General features: G+C 29.9%; 23 protein-coding genes. 14 read left to right on the top strand and 9 right to left on the bottom strand.

What is annotated here, in order from left to right; genetic code table 11:
- The first annotated feature begins 1 nt into the window (after position 1).
- From B4E95_RS09505 to B4E95_RS09495, 3 genes are all read left to right on the top strand, one after another.
- Positions 2–1,138 carry an efflux RND transporter periplasmic adaptor subunit gene (locus B4E95_RS09505; protein WP_291062465.1) on the top strand — a complete coding sequence of 379 codons (1,137 nt, stop codon included), beginning with the start codon at positions 2–4 and terminating at the stop codon, positions 1,136–1,138.
- A 147-nt stretch (positions 1,139–1,285) separates the two neighbouring features.
- Positions 1,286–1,468 carry a response regulator gene (locus B4E95_RS09500; protein WP_291091327.1) on the top strand — a complete coding sequence of 61 codons (183 nt, stop codon included), beginning with the start codon at positions 1,286–1,288 and terminating at the stop codon, positions 1,466–1,468.
- Positions 1,469–2,199: 731 nt separating this feature from the next.
- Entirely contained in the window at positions 2,200–2,736 is a 537-nt protein-coding gene (locus B4E95_RS09495) for a LytTR family DNA-binding domain-containing protein (RefSeq protein WP_349680114.1), read from the top strand.
- Between the two features lie 129 nt (positions 2,737–2,865).
- On the opposite strand, the gene B4E95_RS09490 is transcribed toward B4E95_RS09495, so the two are convergent.
- The 3 genes from B4E95_RS09490 to B4E95_RS09480 form a co-directional block, all read right to left on the bottom strand.
- Entirely contained in the window at positions 2,866–3,621 is a 756-nt protein-coding gene (locus tag B4E95_RS09490) for a DUF4241 domain-containing protein (RefSeq protein WP_038335748.1), read from the bottom strand.
- A gap of 80 nt (positions 3,622–3,701) precedes the next feature.
- Positions 3,702–4,301, bottom strand: coding sequence for a hypothetical protein (locus tag B4E95_RS09485; RefSeq protein ID WP_219035245.1), 600 nt, complete (start codon positions 4,299–4,301; stop codon positions 3,702–3,704).
- Positions 4,294–4,869: a Crp/Fnr family transcriptional regulator gene (locus B4E95_RS09480; protein ID WP_125349347.1), complete on the bottom strand. Its 576-nt coding sequence runs from the start codon at positions 4,867–4,869 to the stop codon at positions 4,294–4,296. The genes B4E95_RS09485 and B4E95_RS09480 overlap by 8 nt, the downstream gene beginning before the upstream one ends.
- 108 nt (positions 4,870–4,977) lie before the next feature.
- On the opposite strand from B4E95_RS09480, the gene B4E95_RS09475 reads away from it, so the two are divergent.
- The 3 genes from B4E95_RS09475 to B4E95_RS09465 all read left to right on the top strand — a co-directional run bounded on the left by B4E95_RS09475 (position 4,978) and on the right by B4E95_RS09465 (position 6,621).
- Positions 4,978–5,385, top strand: a complete 408-nt coding sequence (locus B4E95_RS09475) for an RrF2 family transcriptional regulator (RefSeq protein ID WP_221854439.1) — start codon at positions 4,978–4,980, stop codon at positions 5,383–5,385.
- A 53-nt stretch (positions 5,386–5,438) separates the two neighbouring features.
- Positions 5,439–6,095, top strand: coding sequence for an NAD(P)-dependent oxidoreductase (locus B4E95_RS09470; protein WP_125349349.1), 657 nt, complete (start codon positions 5,439–5,441; stop codon positions 6,093–6,095).
- Between the two features lie 94 nt (positions 6,096–6,189).
- Positions 6,190–6,621, top strand: a complete 432-nt coding sequence (locus B4E95_RS09465) for a hypothetical protein (protein ID WP_125349350.1) — start codon at positions 6,190–6,192, stop codon at positions 6,619–6,621.
- A 54-nt stretch (positions 6,622–6,675) separates the two neighbouring features.
- Here the strand turns inward: B4E95_RS09465 and B4E95_RS09460 are convergent, their stop codons facing one another.
- Both B4E95_RS09460 and B4E95_RS09455 read right to left on the bottom strand, forming a co-directional pair.
- Positions 6,676–7,044: a hypothetical protein gene (locus tag B4E95_RS09460; protein WP_291091325.1), complete on the bottom strand. Its 369-nt coding sequence runs from the start codon at positions 7,042–7,044 to the stop codon at positions 6,676–6,678.
- Between the two features lie 110 nt (positions 7,045–7,154).
- The gene (locus tag B4E95_RS09455; RefSeq protein WP_019973715.1) at positions 7,155–7,520 is read right to left on the bottom strand and encodes a methylglyoxal synthase; all 366 of its coding nucleotides are present in this window, start codon (positions 7,518–7,520) and stop codon (positions 7,155–7,157) included.
- A 99-nt stretch (positions 7,521–7,619) separates the two neighbouring features.
- Between B4E95_RS09455 and B4E95_RS09450 the strand changes: the two genes are divergently transcribed.
- A complete protein-coding gene (locus B4E95_RS09450) occupies positions 7,620–8,669 on the top strand; it encodes a 2Fe-2S iron-sulfur cluster-binding protein (RefSeq protein WP_125349352.1) in 1,050 nt (349 codons plus the stop codon).
- Between the two features lie 66 nt (positions 8,670–8,735).
- On the opposite strand, the gene B4E95_RS09445 is transcribed toward B4E95_RS09450, so the two are convergent.
- Complete coding sequence (locus B4E95_RS09445) at positions 8,736–10,058, bottom strand: solute carrier family 23 protein (RefSeq protein WP_221854442.1); 1,323 nt, start codon at positions 10,056–10,058, stop codon at positions 8,736–8,738.
- Positions 10,059–10,207: 149 nt separating this feature from the next.
- On the opposite strand from B4E95_RS09445, the gene B4E95_RS09440 reads away from it, so the two are divergent.
- On the top strand, positions 10,208–10,429 hold the full coding sequence (locus tag B4E95_RS09440; protein ID WP_291091323.1) for a heavy-metal-associated domain-containing protein: 222 nt from the start codon (positions 10,208–10,210) through the stop codon (positions 10,427–10,429).
- Between the two features lie 55 nt (positions 10,430–10,484).
- Here the strand turns inward: B4E95_RS09440 and B4E95_RS09435 are convergent, their stop codons facing one another.
- Complete coding sequence (locus B4E95_RS09435) at positions 10,485–10,829, bottom strand: hypothetical protein (protein ID WP_221854443.1); 345 nt, start codon at positions 10,827–10,829, stop codon at positions 10,485–10,487.
- Between the two features lie 505 nt (positions 10,830–11,334).
- On the opposite strand from B4E95_RS09435, the gene B4E95_RS09430 reads away from it, so the two are divergent.
- The 4 genes from B4E95_RS09430 (at position 11,335) to B4E95_RS09415 (ending at position 13,557) form a co-directional block, all read left to right on the top strand.
- Complete coding sequence (locus B4E95_RS09430) at positions 11,335–11,817, top strand: hypothetical protein (RefSeq protein WP_291062480.1); 483 nt, start codon at positions 11,335–11,337, stop codon at positions 11,815–11,817.
- A gap of 23 nt (positions 11,818–11,840) precedes the next feature.
- Entirely contained in the window at positions 11,841–12,293 is a 453-nt protein-coding gene (locus tag B4E95_RS09425) for a hypothetical protein (RefSeq protein WP_291062482.1), read from the top strand.
- Positions 12,294–12,678: 385 nt separating this feature from the next.
- Complete coding sequence (locus B4E95_RS09420; protein WP_291062484.1) at positions 12,679–13,137, top strand: lipocalin family protein; 459 nt, start codon at positions 12,679–12,681, stop codon at positions 13,135–13,137.
- A gap of 135 nt (positions 13,138–13,272) precedes the next feature.
- On the top strand, positions 13,273–13,557 hold the full coding sequence (locus B4E95_RS09415; protein ID WP_291091321.1) for a DUF1697 domain-containing protein: 285 nt from the start codon (positions 13,273–13,275) through the stop codon (positions 13,555–13,557).
- A 177-nt stretch (positions 13,558–13,734) separates the two neighbouring features.
- Here the strand turns inward: B4E95_RS09415 and B4E95_RS09410 are convergent, their stop codons facing one another.
- Entirely contained in the window at positions 13,735–14,295 is a 561-nt protein-coding gene (locus B4E95_RS09410) for a TlpA family protein disulfide reductase (RefSeq protein ID WP_291091320.1), read from the bottom strand.
- Between the two features lie 70 nt (positions 14,296–14,365).
- Positions 14,366–14,959 carry a thioredoxin family protein gene (locus tag B4E95_RS09405; RefSeq protein ID WP_291062488.1) on the bottom strand — a complete coding sequence of 198 codons (594 nt, stop codon included), beginning with the start codon at positions 14,957–14,959 and terminating at the stop codon, positions 14,366–14,368.
- Positions 14,960–15,070: 111 nt separating this feature from the next.
- Here B4E95_RS09405 and recG point away from each other — a divergent pair, with 111 nt between their 5' ends.
- Complete coding sequence (recG, locus tag B4E95_RS09400; RefSeq protein WP_291091318.1) at positions 15,071–17,176, top strand: ATP-dependent DNA helicase RecG; 2,106 nt, start codon at positions 15,071–15,073, stop codon at positions 17,174–17,176.
- Positions 17,177–17,355: 179 nt separating this feature from the next.
- Positions 17,356–17,520 carry a hypothetical protein gene (locus B4E95_RS09395; RefSeq protein WP_291048195.1) on the top strand — a complete coding sequence of 55 codons (165 nt, stop codon included), beginning with the start codon at positions 17,356–17,358 and terminating at the stop codon, positions 17,518–17,520.
- The last annotated feature ends 33 nt before the right edge of the window (positions 17,521–17,553 follow it).

The raw sequence follows: 17,553 nt of genomic DNA, 5'->3' as shown, positions 1-17,553 counted from the left end.
TATGAAAAAATATATCTTAATGCTTTGTACATCTTTTGTTGTGATGAGTTGTAACAAAGAAGAAACAAAACCCGAAGTAGAGCAAAAATCAACTATTTCTACCTCAATTTTAAAGTTGACAGATGCTCAATTAAAGAATTTTGAAATTGATACAACCTCTTTACGTCATCAGAATTTACCTACAACTATTCGGTTAAATGCAAAGACGGCAGTAACCCCAGAAAATACTATTTCTATCACCAATGCTTTTGGTGGTTATGTGAAAAGAATTACATTAATTCCAGGAAATTATGTGAATAAAGGACAAGTTTTGGTAGTTTTAGAAGATCCGCAGTATATTCAAATGCAGGAAGATTATCTCACAACAAAAGCTTTGTTAGAGCAGGCTAGTGCAGATTATGTTCGTCAAAAGGATTTGAATGCAGAGCAAGCGGCAAGTGACAAAGTGATGCAACAAGCGAAAGCAACACGTCAATCGTTGATGGTAAAGAAAAGTTCCTTGGAACAGAAACTAAGATTAATGAATATTAATCCTTCCTCAGTTTCGTTGAGTAATATTCGACGTACCATCAATGTTTATGCACCGATTAGCGGAATGGTGAGTCAGGTTTTTGCGAATACAGGACAATATATTTCGCCAGCAGATGCAATGTTAGAAATTATTAATCCAGATCGTTCTTTGTTGAATGTAAAAGTATTTGAAAAGGATCTGAGTAACATTCAGATTGGTCAATTTTTGAAAGCTTATACCAATGCAAAACCAGATCAAAAGTTAGATGCGCAAATCACCTCAATTTCAAATCAAGTGAATGAAGATGGAACGGTTGATGTTTTTGCACGAATTACGAATGCGAATGGAACGCGATTAACAGCGAATATGTATTTCAATATCGAATTGCAAGTGAATTCGCTTGACGCGAATGTTTTACCAGAAGAAGCTGTAATTCAGTTTGAAGGAAAAGATTATGTGTTCGAAAGACAAACTAAAAATCAGTTTCGATTAGTTCCTGTAAAAATAGGAGGTTCTGCGAATAAAATGATTGAAATAAAATCTCCTCAAAATTCAGGAAAAGTCTATGTTTCGAAAGGAGCATATTATCTTTTGACTGCGATGAAAAATAGTGGAGAAAGTGAGTAAACTTCGAATTATTGAATATAAAAAACGAGCAATAAATTGCTCGTTTTTTATTTAATTTTCTTATTTTTTAATTAAAATCCAATTAGAAAATTTGCTATATTCATCTCATCTTGATAAATTCATTAATTTTGAAAAAATGGAAAGTATATGCAAATTTTAGTAATCGAAGATGATAAGCGAATAAGTGATTTTTTAATCAAAGGATTAGAAGAAAATGGACATTTGGTTAGGCTTTGTAAAGATGCGGAAACTGTTTTAGATAAATTTCTTACGATTCAGTTTGATTTGATTATTTGTGATATTATGTTGCCAAAAATGGATGGAATTTAGCTTTTCAAACAATTCGTTAAAAAAATATTCGCTCCAATTTTGATATTTAGTGCATTATATACAGTTCAACATAAAGTTTCGGCTTTTGATTATGGTACAGATGATTACATTACAAAACCATTTCATTTCGACGAATTGTTATCGGGAATCAAAGTTTTAAAGCTTGGTAATCAGTTTAGTTCAAAAAAAAATCTGAAAATAAATTGATTTTGATGACTTACAAATTTTTAAATGCAGTTTAGGGAATAAAATTTGATATTCACACCAATGTTTTGGATGTTTACATTTCGAATTCGCATAATAAAATCGAGAAAAATTGTACGAAATATATCCATAGACTAAAAGGTGTTGGTCATCTGTTTAATGTCTAACTTATGAAATTATAACACCGATTAGCGCTTTATTCAGTCATTATTTTGATTGTTTGTTCAGGTAAAGAGTATATTTTACAAGAAAATGATGTTAGTTATACAATAGAAATCCCACAAGCAGCTAAGCTCAATAATCCTTATTTATAAAATTTTTAGACCGTCTTTATTCATCATTGAGATGGTTTTTTATAATCTTTCATTCATGAAAATTACAATTGTAGAGGACGAATTATTGGCGGTTACTTATCTAAAGAATCTTTTAGAGAAACAGTCTATTATAGATGTTTCTTCCATTACAATTTTGCGTACTACAAAGAAAGCAAGGCTTTTTTTAAAGAAAATTCGGTTGATCTTATTTTTATGGATATTGATTTGGGAGATGGAAAAAGTTTCGAAATGTTTCAAGAAGTTGAGATACTAACGCCAATTATTTTTATCACAGCTTATGATGAACATGCTATGAAGGTATTCAATTATTTTACGATAGATTATATTCTTAAACCGTTTGAAGTAAGTAGAGGGATTGAGGAATTGCATGTTGCTTTGCAAAAATTTAAAACGATTCGTACAAGCTTCGTTATTTTACCAACTTTACAATCTATTGCAGTTTTAGAGAATTCTCCGTCCGATATTATGTATCGTTTTTTAGTGACAAATGGTAATAAATTACGCTCAGTTGAAGAACATGAAATTGATTATTTTTTTGCTTCGGGAAAACATCTTTTTATAAAAACGAAAGATGAGCTAACCTGTATTTATGATGACACAATAAAGGATATTATAAATAAATTGGATGAGACTATTTTCTTCAAAATCAATCGAAAGTTTATTGTTCACATTGATGCAATTACTGAAATAATAAAACATTCAAGTCAAAAAATTGAAATTCATCTTTAACCAAAATCAGAAGCTGAACAAGCTATTTTTATCAGCAAAACGCAGATTTATAGTTAGATGAATTGGATGAATCGATAAAAAAATCTCACATTTGTGAGATTTTAAAATATTATTTGATCGAAAAATTAATTACAACCACTCATCATCATCTTCTGAATCTTCTAATTCAGCATCGATGAATTGAATATAAAATGCAACAATTTCTCCTTTTTCATTGTATCCAAAGTAAGCGGGATAAATTCCTTCACCAAAACCAGCTTGAAAAATTGGCGATTTGAATTCTGTATTTGGAATTGTCCAATTGATCCAATCTCCTTCTTCTGATTGATATTTCGGATTATTTTTAGCGTTTTCTACAAATAATGCATTGAAATAATCATCATATAAATTTACATCACCTTTACTTTCGAATTCATCAATAAACTTTACAAAAGAATCTTTTGCTTCTGCATCAACAATTGTTGCTAAACCACTTTCAATAGAAAAACCAAAATATTCTCCTTCTTGTAATTCGTCAATCAACTCAATTCCTTTCATTGCTTCTTCATAACGAACAGGTTTTTCGTTTGTAAAAGCAACTTTGATACAACCAATCAAATTCTCAACATCACCATCGTCTTCAAATTTTACGATGCTTGCAGTTACAGGAAAATTACCTTTTGGCGTTTCAAGGAAATAAGGATCTTTGTCCATTGATAAATATTCACCCAAAGGATCATTTACAAAGATTTTACCTGATGGTAAAGAAACTTCTCCCATTTCGATTTGGTCGATTTCTACACCTCCAATTTCTTTATCTGTAAAATATTTTTCTAAATCATTAGGAGCTAAAGTGAATTCTCTTTTAGATTCCCAAGTTTTTAACCATTCTGCTGTTGGTTGCATAAATTATTGTTTTTAAGTGGTACAAAATTACATTAAATAATGAGACTAGCTTAACTTTTATATGTTAGTGAAAAATTAAATTATCTTAATTTTTTTCTCAACTCGTTCTTATCAATATCATATTCTAAATGCATGATCGAAATTAAATCATCTTCAGAAAGTAAATTGTTTTTGTAATATTGAATTAAAAATGATTCGATTTTAGAAAATTCATTTAATGATTTTTGTAAAAAATAAGCTTCAACAAATTGATTATCTTTTGTTTTTAATGTAATTAAATTACTAATTCCGTGCGAACCTTCTGGGTTTTCGAACTCACCAAATTCTTTTACAGCTTTTCCTTTGTAATCTTCATTATCAATGACAATAGAAAATAAATCGTTGATTGAAAAAGTTTGATCCTTTACAGAAATTGTATCTTTTGTAAATGTCAATTTTCCATCAAAATTACCTTTCAATTCTGTAGTAGGTCTTTTAAAATAACCATTCCAATAAGCAACAGCAGTAGCTAAAAGCCCAATAAAAATGTAATAATACGTTTGATTTTTAAAAACTTTCAGCTCCAAAAACACAAAACTAATTACAGTAACGGCGAGAAATGATAAGATTACTTTCGCAATTTGTTTATTATTTTTTTTAGGTTTTTCTGGTACAAAAATTTCAAAACTATAACTATCCATGTGCTATTTCTTTACGAACTCTACTTAAACTTTCGGGTGTGATGCCTAAATATGAGGCGATCATCCATTGTGGTATGCGAGAAAGTTGGTTGGGATAAAGACGCATAAATTCTAAATAACGAGTCTTTGCAGATGCACCAAGTAATAAATTAATACGATCTTGTAAACTGCGCACATGATTTTGAATTAATTTATTTTGAGCAGCTAAATAATTTGGATTTAATCGAGTGATTAGATTATTTAATTTTTCATTCAATAAAATAACGGTAGAATCTTCTATTGCTTGAATATAAAACTTTGATTGTTGCTTACAAAAAGCACTATTTCTATCACTTACAATCCAATTTTCTGTTCCGAATTGTAAAACATGTTCTTTTCCGTTTTCATCTATTGTATAAGAACGAATAACACCAGATTCAACAAAAAAATAATCTTCGGAATATTCACCAGGTTCTAAAATAAATTCATTCTTTTTGATGTGTTTTACTACCAAAAATTTTTCAATTTCTACCCATTGTTCTTCTGTGAGATCAATAATATTTGATAAATGTTTTTTATAATTTTCCATATGTATAGGAATGTGCAACAAATTTAAGAGAAATTAATCAATAAAATTGTATCAATATTTGTTACAATTGAAAATTTTGTACTAAATTTGTCCCATCGATTTAGAGAAATGAATAATTTAAGATTTGCAACGGCGATTCATATTTTAGTTTTGACTGAAAAATTTAAAGGACAATTAATTACTTCTGATTTTATTGCTGGAAGTATTAATGTGAACCCTGTTGTGGTTCGTCGTGAAATAAAATTCTTGAAAGAAGCAGGTTTTATCGATTCGAAAAAAGGTAAAGAAGGAGGAATTTATTTAGTTAAAAATTCTGCTGATATTTTGTTAGGTGATGTGTATAAAATTGTCAATCAAGAAAATGTTTTTGGACGAATGAATCATACCAATCCAGAATGTCCAGTTGGTAAACAAATGAATGACAATCTTGAAAGATTATTTGATAATGCTGAATCAGATTTAATTAAATCGTTAAATCATAAAACTTTAAAACAATTTTCTGATGAATTTCAGTAAAATTTTTTATCTTTAAATGTAACAAAATTAATTACAATATAAAATTAAATAAAATGAGAGTAGCAGTAATTGGAGCAACAGGTTTTGTAGGCTCACATATCGTAGAAGAATTGGTAAATAGAAATCAATCTATCAAAGCATTTGCACGAAATACTGACAAGGTTTTAGATAGTAAAAATGTAGCAAAAGTGGCGTTAGATGTAAACGATGTACAGGCTTTGGCGACAGATTTGAAAGGTGCTGATGTAGTTGTAAGTGCATTTAATGCAGGTTGGGCAAATCCAAATATTTATGAGGATTATTTGAAAGGTGCAAAAGCAATTGAAGAAGCAACTAAATTAGCTGGTGTAAAGCGTTTGATTGTTATTGGTGGAGCGGGAAGTTTGTATGTGAATGATCAAAAAGAATTACAAATTGTAGACACACCAGATTTTCCTGAACAAATAAAACAAGGCGCTTTGGCAGCGAGAGATTATTATAATATCTTGAAACAAGATAATGAGTTGGATTGGACAATGTTTTCTCCAGCGCCAGAAATGCATCAAGGAACATCTGGAGAGCGAAAAGGAACATATCGTTTAGGCAATGATGTACCAGTTTTCAATGCAGAAGGGCGTAGTATTTTGTCTGTGGAAGATGTTGCAGTGGTGATTGCAGATGAAATAGAAAATGCAAATCATATAAAAAGCAGATTTACAGCAGCTTATTAAGATATTTGAGTAAATTTACAATAAAATTATTTTTATAGGACAATTTTTTGTTTTTGGTACGGTTTGTGAAAAACAGATAACAAATACAAGAATAATGAAATTGTCAATCGCAATAGGAAGTTTAATCCTAAGTTTAGGATTTGTTCTAATATGCTCTTTTCTAAATCTTGGTGTATTTTTTAATCAACTACTTGGAGTAGTTTTTCTGTTCTGTAGTTTGTTTATGGGGTATTTAGGTTTCGTCAATTTATTTGATTACCTAAATCATTCAAGATTATTAAATAAAGGAGTAAAGGTAAAAGCACATATTATTGAAATAAAAAGAGGTTTATTAGGAGAAAATCATTTGCCAGACTATATAGTTGAAGTCTTTTATAAACATCCTAATAATGAGAAAATTTACTATACAGAGTTTGAATATTTTGGAGATGTTAACGCAAATGAGATTTTAAAAAAAGGAAAAGATGTCGATATCTTAATCGATCCTCAAAATCCAGAAAATATATATTATAAAAATATAATTTAAAAAAGGCTGTCCTAACAAATAAGACAGCCTTTATTATTTTTATTAGGATAAAAACTATTGTTTGATATACGTTTTATTTCCGTTATCGTTGATATAGTATTTTCCACCTTTTGGTCCTACATAAACTTTGTGTCCATTGTAAGTCCCTGCCGTAGTTGTTTTAGCTACTGTCGTTTTTGTTTCTTTTTTTTCTGAAGCTACTTTTTTGTCATTGACTGTTTTAGCAGTTGCATCAGTTTTCTTAGTTGTAGTTGCTTTTACATCCTTTTTTGTTTCTGTTACTTTTTTATCAGTTGTAGCCTTTGTTTTTGCCATTTCTGTTTTAGCAGTTTTAGTTGGAGTTTTAGTTTGAGCAAATGCTACAGTAGATCCAGTAAATGCAAATAAGCTAAGCGCGATAGCTGTTTTTTTAATTAAATTCATTGTAATTTGGTTTTGAATTGTTATTTATATTCAGTTAAAATTTCTATTCAATATTAAACAAATTATCATCCAAAACAATCAGAATAAACTTAAGATTAGCTTAAGAAAAATTATTTTAAATGATCTAATAACATTTCTGCTGTAGCTGGGTTTGTAGCTAATGGAATATTGTGTACATCGCACAGTCTCAGTAACATATTTACATCTGGTTCGTGCGGATGTTTCCCCATTGGATCTCTAAAAAAGAAAACCATATCTGTTTTTCCTTCCACAACACGAGCGGCAATTTGTGCGTCACCACCAAGAGGACCAGATAGATAGCGTGTAACTTTCAAGCCAGTTTGCTCCGCATATTTTCCTGTCGTTCCAGTTGCGATAAATGTGATATTATTTTTATTTAAAGCTTCTTTATGTTTCATTAAAAAATTGACCATTTCAGCTTTTTTTCCATCATGAGCGATCAATGCTATTTCCATATATTTTTTCTATTTAATCTAAAATCTTACTTTTGTACAAAGTTAGCAGAACAATCTTAAATAACGAGTTGTTTTAAGAATTATAAATAGTATACGACTATGAAATTTAATTTATTAACAGTAAAAGAAATTGTAAAATTAACGGCTGATGCTGTTCAAATTTCGTTTGATGTTCCTGAGGAATTACACGAAGAATACAATTTTTTACCTGGACAATATATCACTCTTAATATTAATGGAGAACGAAGAGATTATTCTTTGTGTGAATCTCCTAATGATAAAAAATGGAGCATTGGGGTTAAATCTCAACCAAATGGAAAGATTTCTTCTTATTTAGCAAATGAACTAAAAGTTGGTGATCAATTGGAAGTTTCTACACCAAGTGGACGTTTTACAATTCCAACAAAACCAAACGAAAAACGTACGTTATTAGCTTTTACGGCGGGTAGTGGAATCACGCCAATTATGAGTATGTTAGAGTTTACTTTGCAGACTGAAGAATGGGTAAATTTTCATATTTTTTATGTAAATAGAGATGAAAACTCAATCATGTTCAAAGAGCGTTTGACAGAATTGAAACAAAAATATCCAAACAATGTTTTTATTCATCATTTCTATACGCGTCAAGATCAAGAGAATTTTATTTACAACGGACGAATTGATGAGAAGAAGTTTGATTTAATTTTGAATCAAATTATTGATATCAATGAAGTCGATGAAGCAATGGTTTGTGGACCAGAAGAAATGATTTTGACTTTAGCGAAGAAAATCAATGAAGCGGGAATTATCGAGAAACATATTCATTTCGAAATGTTTAATCCTTCAGTGAAAACAGAAGATATTTTTACAAAACATGACGAAGGACCTCAAACGGTTCAAGTTACTGTAACACTTGATGGAGAAACTTCTGAAGTGACTTGGGATAGAGGAAAAAATTTGATTGATACAATGTTAGACGCTGGTATTGATGCGCCTTATTCATGTAAAGGTGGTGTCTGTTCGTCTTGTATGTGTAAGATAACAGAAGGCGAGGTGCATATTGGAGACAACTATGTATTAACAGATTCTGACTATGAAGAAGGAATGACGTTAGCGTGTATTTCTCGTCCAAAAACAGCTACTTTAGCAATTGATTTTGACGAAGTTTAAGAACAAAAAATATCTAATAAAAAAAGACGGAAATTATAAATTTTCGTCTTTTTATTTTATGATAATTTAATTTTCTTCATCAAACATTTCTTTGAATGAGACAAATTCTCTTCCAGGAAGAATCAAATTTAAAGCAACTCCAATTATAGAAGCTAAAGCCATTCCTTCTAAAGAAAATAAATCTCCAATGTGGATTGCTGCACCACCGATTCCAATGATAAGAATAACAGAGGAAATAATAAGGTTTCGTTTAATCTTGAAATCAACTTTATTCTCGATTAGCATTCTTAATCCGCTCGAAGCAATAATTCCGAATAATAAAATAGAAACGCCGCCCATAACAGGTGTTGGAATTGTACTTAATAATGCTGAAACTTTACCACAAAATCCAAATAAAATAGCAAAACATGCTGCTCCAATAAATACATAAATGCTAAAAGCTTTTGTAATGGCTAAAACACCAATATTCTCGCCATACGTTGTGTTTGGAGGTCCACCTAAACAAGCTGCAATCATTGTTGCAATACCATCTCCTAACATCGATTTATCAAGACCTGGATCTTCGATTAAGTCTTTGTTCACGACTTTACTCAAAACTAATTGATGTCCGATATGTTCTGCGATTGGTACAATTGCGACCGGAATCATTAAGAAAATAACATACCAAGACAAAGTTGGTGTGTAATCTACAAAAGGAATGGTAAAATCTGGAATCATAAACCATTTAGCTTCTATAACAGGATTTAGGTCGACAACTCCCATCGTAATTGCAAAAAGATATCCACCAATAATTCCGACCAAAACTGGAATTACACTCAAAAAACCTTTACTGAAAATTGCTGTAATTATCGTGATAATTAAGGTAACAAAACCAATTATAACATAGGTTAAATCATATTCACCAGAAGGATTATTTGTCACCATTTTGATTGCTGTAGAAGCTAATCCCAGACCAATTACCATAATTACTGGACCAACAACAATAGGGGGTAAAAGTCTCATTAACCATTTTGTTCCTGCCGTTGCTATAAATAGTGCGACCAATGAATAAGTAACTCCTACCAAAAAACTACCAACCAAGAAACTTCCTGTCGCAATTCCACTTTCTGGGTTTGTTTCTAAAGCTTTCATTGCGATAATTGGATTGATAAAAGCAAATGAAGATCCCAAATATGAAGGGACTTTTCCTCGTGTAATTAAGATGAAAACTAAAGTTCCGATTCCACTCGAAATTAATGCAATTGCTGGAGACATTCCTGTCAAAGCAGGAACTAAAACTGTTGCACCAAACATTGCAAAAAGATGCTGTATACTTAATAATATACCTTGTCCTAACTTCGGTTTTTCGTCGATCGCTAAGATAATATTTTGGTCATTTTGTTGACTCATTTGTAAAAGAAATTGAAATTGTTTTGTTTGAATGCAAAAGTAGCTCAAAACGATTAATAAGTATAGAAATCATATAACTATTTAGCGAAATCTTGTAAATGGTTTTGGAACAATTCTATCGAAATTTGTAAGACAAAAATCAAAGAGTTATGGAAACAAAAGAATTAAAATTCAAAACAAATATAAATTGTAGTGGTTGCGTGAGCAAAGTGAAACCTTTTTTAGATAAGTTAGATGGTTTAGAAGCTTGGGAAGTTGATACTGATAATCCAGACAAAGTTTTGTCTGTAAAAATTAATCAAGCAACAGACGAAGAAATTATTGATACAATTGAGGAAGTTGGTTTTTCAGCTGAATTAATTGAGAAATAGATATTTTTTTAGGTAGAATGACTTATTTTTTGTGATAGTTTAAGTCAATATAATCTCAAGTTAATCTTGTGTTGACTTGAGATTTTTTATTTTTTCGAAATTGTAGAAAGAAAAGTACGCCCATAGCAAGTTGAAGAATAAATAATAAAATAATCCAAGTATTCATTTTTGCTGCAAAATCAGATAATTGATTGTACATTACATCATATTTATCTACCGAAGTTTCAGCTATATTTTTCACAAACTGTATATCGTTCGATTTTTCAATGAGCATAATTTGTTCACCTTTATAACCTTCATTTTTATTCGGAACAACTTCAATTTGATTAGCGCTTACAAAAAACAGAAAAATACTAATGATTGTAGATAAAAATAATAGAAAATAATTGATGTATTTCATGAGTTAGATTATGTTTTGCAAAGATACACTAACTTTTATTAGCTTGTTGTATATGCGCCAAATGATGATTGCAATTCCAAGCATAAATCGCAAGATTTGTTTACTGATGACGAAATTTTTTGTCCCAATCACTTTCAACAAAAGAATTTAACAAAGTAACCCAACGTTGATGCAGCCTTCAGAACGATATTATTGTTCGAATTTAGGTTCTGAAAGAGAGGTGATTTCATTCTGAATTTTTTGTGGAAACTCACGAATTGTTAAAATTCATCATTCAATAGATTCTTTGTTAAATGATGTTGAAATTTCAAATTTTCTAGTGTTTTCATATTGTTCTTAAGTTTAAGAAATTTTTACAACTTTACTGATAAAAATTATTCTATTTTGTTAAAACAAGTCACTAACTTTGCAACTTCAAAAAATAATTGTGCAAACCAAACGCATCATAAAATTTGTCACGATACTGATTATTTTTATAATTCAGTTTCTGTTTTTATTTTCGATAATGAACGAAAGAATAGAACATTATCTTGTTCCTTACATTATTGCTGCAATTTGTTTACTTTTGATTGTGGTTTACCGCAAGTTTCCACTGCATCATCACGAATATTCTTTTGATCGTAAAACTTTGGTTTTATGGATTCCTATTGCAGCAATAATTACATATTTGATCAATAATAAATTAGGTTTAGGCGGTGTTTTTTCTGCAGGAATTATAGGAACTTTAGGTTCTTTTTTAACGAAGTTTAATTCTCGTTCAGAATATCTAAAACAAATTGCAGGACCAATTTATTGTGGTGCTTTCATTGGGATGACTTCGCTTGATTTTCAGTATGTTTATTGGATGATTATTTCGGCTGGAGTTTTTACTGCCTTGTTATTTTTTGCTACAAAATCTTTATTTGTTGGTGTGGGTGGAAAGCTAGGAACATTAGCATTTATAGGCGTTTTGTTGAGTATGTTGTTGTTTAAATTAATTGCGGGCTAATGATTATTGAATTTTTAATATTAATGATGTGTTCAATAATAGCTTCATTAATAACATATGAATTAAACATTCGTTTCAAGCAAGGACCAGTTCGAGCCTCTGCAATGATTGCGATGATTGTTGGCGGATTTTTCTATTTCTTTCCAACAATTTTACCTGAGTTTTATACCAAAAATATTCCGTTGTATGTAATCGGTGGAACTTTCATTGGAATGGTATCATCAACCATAAATATCAGTTATTTTTCGTTGGTTTTCTCTCCAATTTTATTTGCAGTTTTATTGCATTATACGAGCAAAATTTTCAATGGTTATGGAGGCGCGTTAGGTACAACAGCTTGCATTTCGTTGATGTGCACAATGGCATTCCCAATTATCACAAAAAATAAAAAGGTAACGTATGGTTATCGACTAATTCGAATTATTTTTAAGAAAAGAAAACGAAATAAAATTATTAAACGTAAAGTTTATTCGTAATTTTACCCATCTAACCTTAGGAAACTTGTAATAGCGAAAGACAGAAAAGTAATGTAAATTACTCCAAATAATTCCATCATTTAATTTCATAATTGCTTGAAATAGATAATTATTGTTGTTCTAATAGATTCCTATATAAATAAAACTAATTAAATAATTTAAAAATTTTGGTAAATAAGGAGGTTTATAGATCATTAAATTATGTCAAATAGCAACATTTAAATACAAAATTATAATGGTAATAATTATAGCAAATAACCATCACTAATTGCAAGTAATTTGTGCTAATTATATAATTCTAAATCCTAAACATTTAATTAATAATTAACAATCAAAATTACCTTTTGGTTTGATTTTTTCATTCAAAAAGTTTAAAAAATTATAAATGAATTTAGATAGAATAGAAGGAACGTGGTATGTTATTTTTACGAACTTTAAAATGTGGTTGTCTGGGGATAAAATAAGACCAACTTTTACATATATGAAAGAAGAAAAAGAAGGTAAATTTTATTTAAGGGACGAAGTGAACTATTTACATAACGGATATATAAAAAGCATTTTAGGGAAAGATGAACCTTTAGACGATGAAAATACAAAATTCAGATGGCAAGGAAATGGATTAAAAAGTGTTTTTAAAAGTAATTGGGAAATTATTTATTTTGACGAAAAATTAGAGTGGCTTATCATTTATTTTGATAAAAGCCTTTTGACTGCTGAAGGTTATGACGTTTTAATAAAAAATAAAATTCCAACTGAAGAACAAATTTCGGCAATCAAATTAAAACTTACGGAACTTAATTTGGCTGATGAATTGACTTCTTTACTTACTTCTCATCAAGAATAAAGAAATATTTATAATAATAATTTTCAAATTATTAATTTTATACCTTTTATTTAATGTGGATTTAGGTCTTTTTTTATTCTTGTAATTTGAAATTATCCCTTATATTTAGTTTAGAATTAAATAGTTTCTAATAAAATGAAGGTAGACTATATTCATGATAAAATTGTAGAATCATTAGATTTTAAAGTTCCTGTTTTGATTTCGATAATTAAGAAAATAAAAAAAATTATTGAGAATAATCCATTTTTAAAGGATTTGAGCATCGATAAAGAGTTTTTGTATTATACGTTTTTGGCAAATAAACCTGAGGAAATAAATACTGAAAAGTTGAAAGTTCGAAAACTGAAGATGGACAATATTTTATTGCTGATGATGTCGTTTATTTGTATTATCCTTCTGGTTACGGAAAAACAAAATTGACCAATAATTTTTTCGAAAATCTATTTAATGTAAGTGCTACTACACGTAATCAAAATACAACAACTGCTTTATTGCAATTGGCATTGATGAGAGAAAATTAAAAAGATAATTAAATACAGATATAAAAAAAACCGTTATTAATCATTTAATAACGGTTTTTTATCTTTTTGAATGAAATTATTCAGCGATTAATTTATCTAATAAATCATTAATTTCTTTATCGTTCCAATCTCTCGTTTTTGTTTCTTTCAACATTACTTCACCTTTTTTATTTAAGATATAAGTTGTTGGAAAAACCTTTGGTAACATATTATTCGAAATTGGACTATTTGGCTCATAAACTGGCATTGTATAATTATTTTTTTGTAAAAAAGGATTAAAAACTGTTGGTTTATCCTGAATTGCAATCAATACAAATTTTACTTTTTGTCCTTTTGCTTCATACAATTTCTGAATTGTTGGCATTTCTGCAACACAAGGAGGACACCAGCTTCCCCAAAAATTTAGAAAAACAACTTCACCACTTTTCTTGAAATCAATCAAGTTTGTATTCGCAGCGCCGTTATGACCAATTAAATCAATATCATAATCACTTTCTGTTAATTCTATATCAGAACCAGCAACGTGACTATTATCTTCCAATTTACTTTTAAAAAATGTACCAATTGGCGTAAACATAATAGCAACTAAAGCGACAACTACAACGATGGCAAAAATAATTTGCTTATTTCCTTTCATTTTTCTTTTTCAATAAAATCTTACACAAAGATGCGAACAAATATCAAGTTGAACAAATAGAAAAAAATGATTAATTACCGATGTTTTCGTCAATCAAATCTAAAATTTCATTTACAATATCTTCACCTTTATTATTGTTGTAATATTTTTGTAAATCTTCGTGAAAATCATCTGCCGAATACGTATCAGGATTACTTTTGAAACGCGCCAACATTTCCATTCCAGCTTGTGGACGAGGACCAAAACGGAAAGCTTCTTCATTTTCATCATTCACTCCAATAATAATCGGAATAGAAGCTGCTCCATTTGTTTTGTATTTTTCCATTAATTCCATGTTTTCATCACGTAAAACATAATGCGTCGAAACATTTAGCGCATTTGCTAATTTCTCTACAACAGGTAAAATTTGAGATGCATCTCCACACCAACCTTCTGTAATTACTAATAATTTTAAATTATTTGTAGTTGATTTAACGCGTGTTTCTTGAGCAGGATTTAAACTGAATGTTTTAAAAATTCTGTTCATGCGTTGCAATCCCAAAGCATAATATTGTACATATTCTTTCGGATCATCGTTTTCGATTTCGTTTTCCAAATCATCTTCAACGCGTGTGATATAATCTTCGTATGATAAACCTTTGTTGATGTATTCTGTTAAATTCATTTGATTCTAATTTGTTACAAATATAAAGCAATTCTACGAGCTTATTTTGTAACAATGATGACATTGTTTGTCGTTAAAATTTGGTAAATTGCGACTTTCGAAAGTAGAAAAATGTATCAAAATCCATTAAAAAAAACAATAGAATATTTAAAAGGTGCTGGACCTGAGCGTGCTAAAACACTGCAAAGTGAATTCAGAATTTTTAGATACGAAGATTTGATACAGCATTTTCCTTTTCGTTATGTTGATAAATCGAAATTCTATAAAATTTCTGAAATTTCTTCAACAACTGCCGAAATTCAATTGAAAGGTAAAATTATTCATTTAGAAGAAATTAACCAAGGAAAAGTAAAACGTTTAGTTGGGAAATTTCAAGATGGAACTGGAACTTTAGAATTAGTTTGGTTCAAAGTTTCTTCTTGGCAAAAGGAGAAATTAAGAAATGATCTTTTCAAAGAAGTTGTGATTTACGGAAAACCAAATGTGTTCAATAATAATTTTAGTATTACACATCCTGAAATTGAATTAGTTGAAGACGCTAAAAATATTCCGCTTGGATTATTTCCTGTTTATCCGAGTACTGAAAAGTTGACGAAAAAAGGAATTACGAATCGTGTTCTTCAAAAAATGATGATGAATCTTTTTGCCGAAAACATCGATATTCCTGAAAATTTACCTTTAAATGTTCTCGATCATTATAAGTTAGTTGGAAGAAATGATGCGTTAAAAGCAATTCATTTTCCAAAAGATATAACGGAATTAAATGCAGCAATTCGTCGTCTGAAATTTGAAGAATTTTTCTTTCTAAATCTTGCAAATCTCTCTCAAAAAGCAGTCAATAAACAAAAGAATAGAAGTAATCCTTTCCCAGAAATTGGTCATTATTTCAATACATTTTACAATGAATATTTACCTTTTGAATTGACAAATGCACAGAAAAGAGTGATGAAAGAAATTCGCTTTGATCTTCGTCAACCTGCGCAAATGAATCGTTTGTTGCAAGGTGATGTTGGTTCTGGAAAAACGATGGTTGCATTATTAACGATGTTGATTGCTGTCGACAATGGTTTTCAAGCAGCTTTAATTGCACCAACAGAAATTCTTGCGCAACAACATTACGAAAGTATTACAGAATTATTGAATGGTTTGGATGTTTCGGTTGAGTTATTAACTGGTTCGGTGACAAAGAAAAAGCGTCAACCAATTTTAGAAAATCTTGAAAATGGAAAACTTAAAATCATTATCGGGACGCATGCTTTGTTGGAAGATAATGTGATTTTTCAGAATTTAGGATTAGCGATTATTGATGAACAACATCGTTTTGGAGTCGCTCAACGTGCTAAATTTTGGAGAAAAGCTAAACTACCACCACATATTTTAGTGATGACAGCCACACCAATTCCACGTACACTTTCGATGACAATGTATGGCGATTTGGATGTTTCGGTGATTGATGAATTGCCAAAAGGACGAAAACCAATTAAAACGCTTCATAAAACGGATGCGCATCGTTTAAGTGTTTTCAAATTTATGAAAGATGAGATTGCGAAAGGTCGTCAAATTTATGTGGTTTATCCACTAATTGAAGAATCAGCAAAGTTAGAATTGAAAGATTTGATGGATGGTTACGAGAGTATTTCTCGTACTTTTCCGTTGCCAGAATATGCGATAAGTATTGTGCATGGTCGTCAAAAACCTGCGGATAAAGAATTTGAAATGAATCGTTTCAAAAATAATGAAACCCAAATTTTGGTGGCAACAACTGTGATAGAAGTTGGTGTAAATGTCCCAAATGCGTCGGTGATGATTATTGAAAATTCTGAACGTTTTGGTCTTTCTCAATTGCATCAGCTTCGTGGTCGTGTAGGTCGTGGTGCGGAACAATCGTATTGTATTTTGATGACAGGTGGAAAATTGAATGAAGTTTCGAAACGTAGAATTCAGACAATGTGTGAAACTAATGATGGTTTTCAGGTAGCGGAAGTTGACTTGGAATTGCGTGGTCCTGGTGATATGATGGGAACGCAACAAAGTGGAGTTCTCAACCTTAAAATTGCTGATTTAGCGAAAGACAAAGAGGTTTTGTATGCTGCAAGAAAATGTGTAGAAGCTATTCTTTCACAAGATCCAACACTTTCTTCTTCGATTTATGAGCCAACAAAAAAATATTTTATTGAAAATCATAAAGATAAAGTTGGCTGGAGTCAAATTTCTTAAAATTTAACATGAAGGAAACTATTTGTATATTTTTTGGTATAATTTATGTTTATAAAAAAAACAAACACAAAACACGGAATTTTATTAGAAACTTTTAATTTTATCAGTTGTGTTAAATGAAATTAACATTAAAAATTATTTTTAACACAATATTAGCGTCAACCAAAAAATTATAGATTATGATGTACACAAATTTAGAAATTATCAGAACTCCACAAGGAGTAGAGGTTGAAGGAAATTCACTATGGATGTTCAATCAGCATTTGAATTTAATGGTATTAATAGCTAATGAATCGATAAAAATTAAACCTTCTATGTCTTTTCAACGATTTAGAAAAAATTAAATAATATATCTCAAAGAGGCTGTCTCAAAAGGG

This window comes from Empedobacter sp. UBA7494 (assembly GCF_002478465.1).
Classification (GTDB): Bacteria; Bacteroidota; Bacteroidia; order Flavobacteriales; family Weeksellaceae; genus Empedobacter; species Empedobacter falsenii_B.
The sequence above is the reverse complement of the archived record's forward strand: the minus strand, read 5'-3'. Positions and strand labels throughout refer to the sequence as shown.

Coding starts and splice junctions, on each gene's coding strand:
- B4E95_RS09460 (WP_291091325.1), bottom strand. CDS start 7,044: ATGAATTTAATTAAAAAAACAGCTATCGCGCTTAGCTTATTTGCATTT.
- B4E95_RS09455 (WP_019973715.1), bottom strand. CDS start 7,520: ATGGAAATAGCATTGATCGCTCATGATGGAAAAAAAGCTGAAATGGTC.
- B4E95_RS09470 (WP_125349349.1), top strand. CDS start 5,439: ATGAGAGTAGCAGTAATTGGAGCAACAGGTTTTGTAGGCTCACATATC.
- B4E95_RS09475 (WP_221854439.1), top strand. CDS start 4,978: ATGAATAATTTAAGATTTGCAACGGCGATTCATATTTTAGTTTTGACT.
- B4E95_RS09435 (WP_221854443.1), bottom strand. CDS start 10,829: ATGAAATACATCAATTATTTTCTATTATTTTTATCTACAATCATTAGT.
- B4E95_RS09450 (WP_125349352.1), top strand. CDS start 7,620: ATGAAATTTAATTTATTAACAGTAAAAGAAATTGTAAAATTAACGGCT.
- B4E95_RS09445 (WP_221854442.1), bottom strand. CDS start 10,058: ATGAGTCAACAAAATGACCAAAATATTATCTTAGCGATCGACGAAAAA.
- B4E95_RS09410 (WP_291091320.1), bottom strand. CDS start 14,295: ATGAAAGGAAATAAGCAAATTATTTTTGCCATCGTTGTAGTTGTCGCT.
- B4E95_RS09405 (WP_291062488.1), bottom strand. CDS start 14,959: ATGAATTTAACAGAATACATCAACAAAGGTTTATCATACGAAGATTAT.
- B4E95_RS09415 (WP_291091321.1), top strand. CDS start 13,273: ATGAAGGTAGACTATATTCATGATAAAATTGTAGAATCATTAGATTTT.
- recG (WP_291091318.1), top strand. CDS start 15,071: ATGTATCAAAATCCATTAAAAAAAACAATAGAATATTTAAAAGGTGCT.
- B4E95_RS09490 (WP_038335748.1), bottom strand. CDS start 3,621: ATGCAACCAACAGCAGAATGGTTAAAAACTTGGGAATCTAAAAGAGAA.
- B4E95_RS09425 (WP_291062482.1), top strand. CDS start 11,841: ATGATGTGTTCAATAATAGCTTCATTAATAACATATGAATTAAACATT.
- B4E95_RS09420 (WP_291062484.1), top strand. CDS start 12,679: ATGAATTTAGATAGAATAGAAGGAACGTGGTATGTTATTTTTACGAAC.
- B4E95_RS09500 (WP_291091327.1), top strand. CDS start 1,286: ATGCAAATTTTAGTAATCGAAGATGATAAGCGAATAAGTGATTTTTTA.
- B4E95_RS09495 (WP_349680114.1), top strand. CDS start 2,200: ATGGATATTGATTTGGGAGATGGAAAAAGTTTCGAAATGTTTCAAGAA.
- B4E95_RS09440 (WP_291091323.1), top strand. CDS start 10,208: ATGGAAACAAAAGAATTAAAATTCAAAACAAATATAAATTGTAGTGGT.
- B4E95_RS09465 (WP_125349350.1), top strand. CDS start 6,190: ATGAAATTGTCAATCGCAATAGGAAGTTTAATCCTAAGTTTAGGATTT.
- B4E95_RS09430 (WP_291062480.1), top strand. CDS start 11,335: ATGAACGAAAGAATAGAACATTATCTTGTTCCTTACATTATTGCTGCA.
- B4E95_RS09505 (WP_291062465.1), top strand. CDS start 2: ATGAAAAAATATATCTTAATGCTTTGTACATCTTTTGTTGTGATGAGT.
- B4E95_RS09395 (WP_291048195.1), top strand. CDS start 17,356: ATGATGTACACAAATTTAGAAATTATCAGAACTCCACAAGGAGTAGAG.
- B4E95_RS09480 (WP_125349347.1), bottom strand. CDS start 4,869: ATGGAAAATTATAAAAAACATTTATCAAATATTATTGATCTCACAGAA.
- B4E95_RS09485 (WP_219035245.1), bottom strand. CDS start 4,301: ATGGATAGTTATAGTTTTGAAATTTTTGTACCAGAAAAACCTAAAAAA.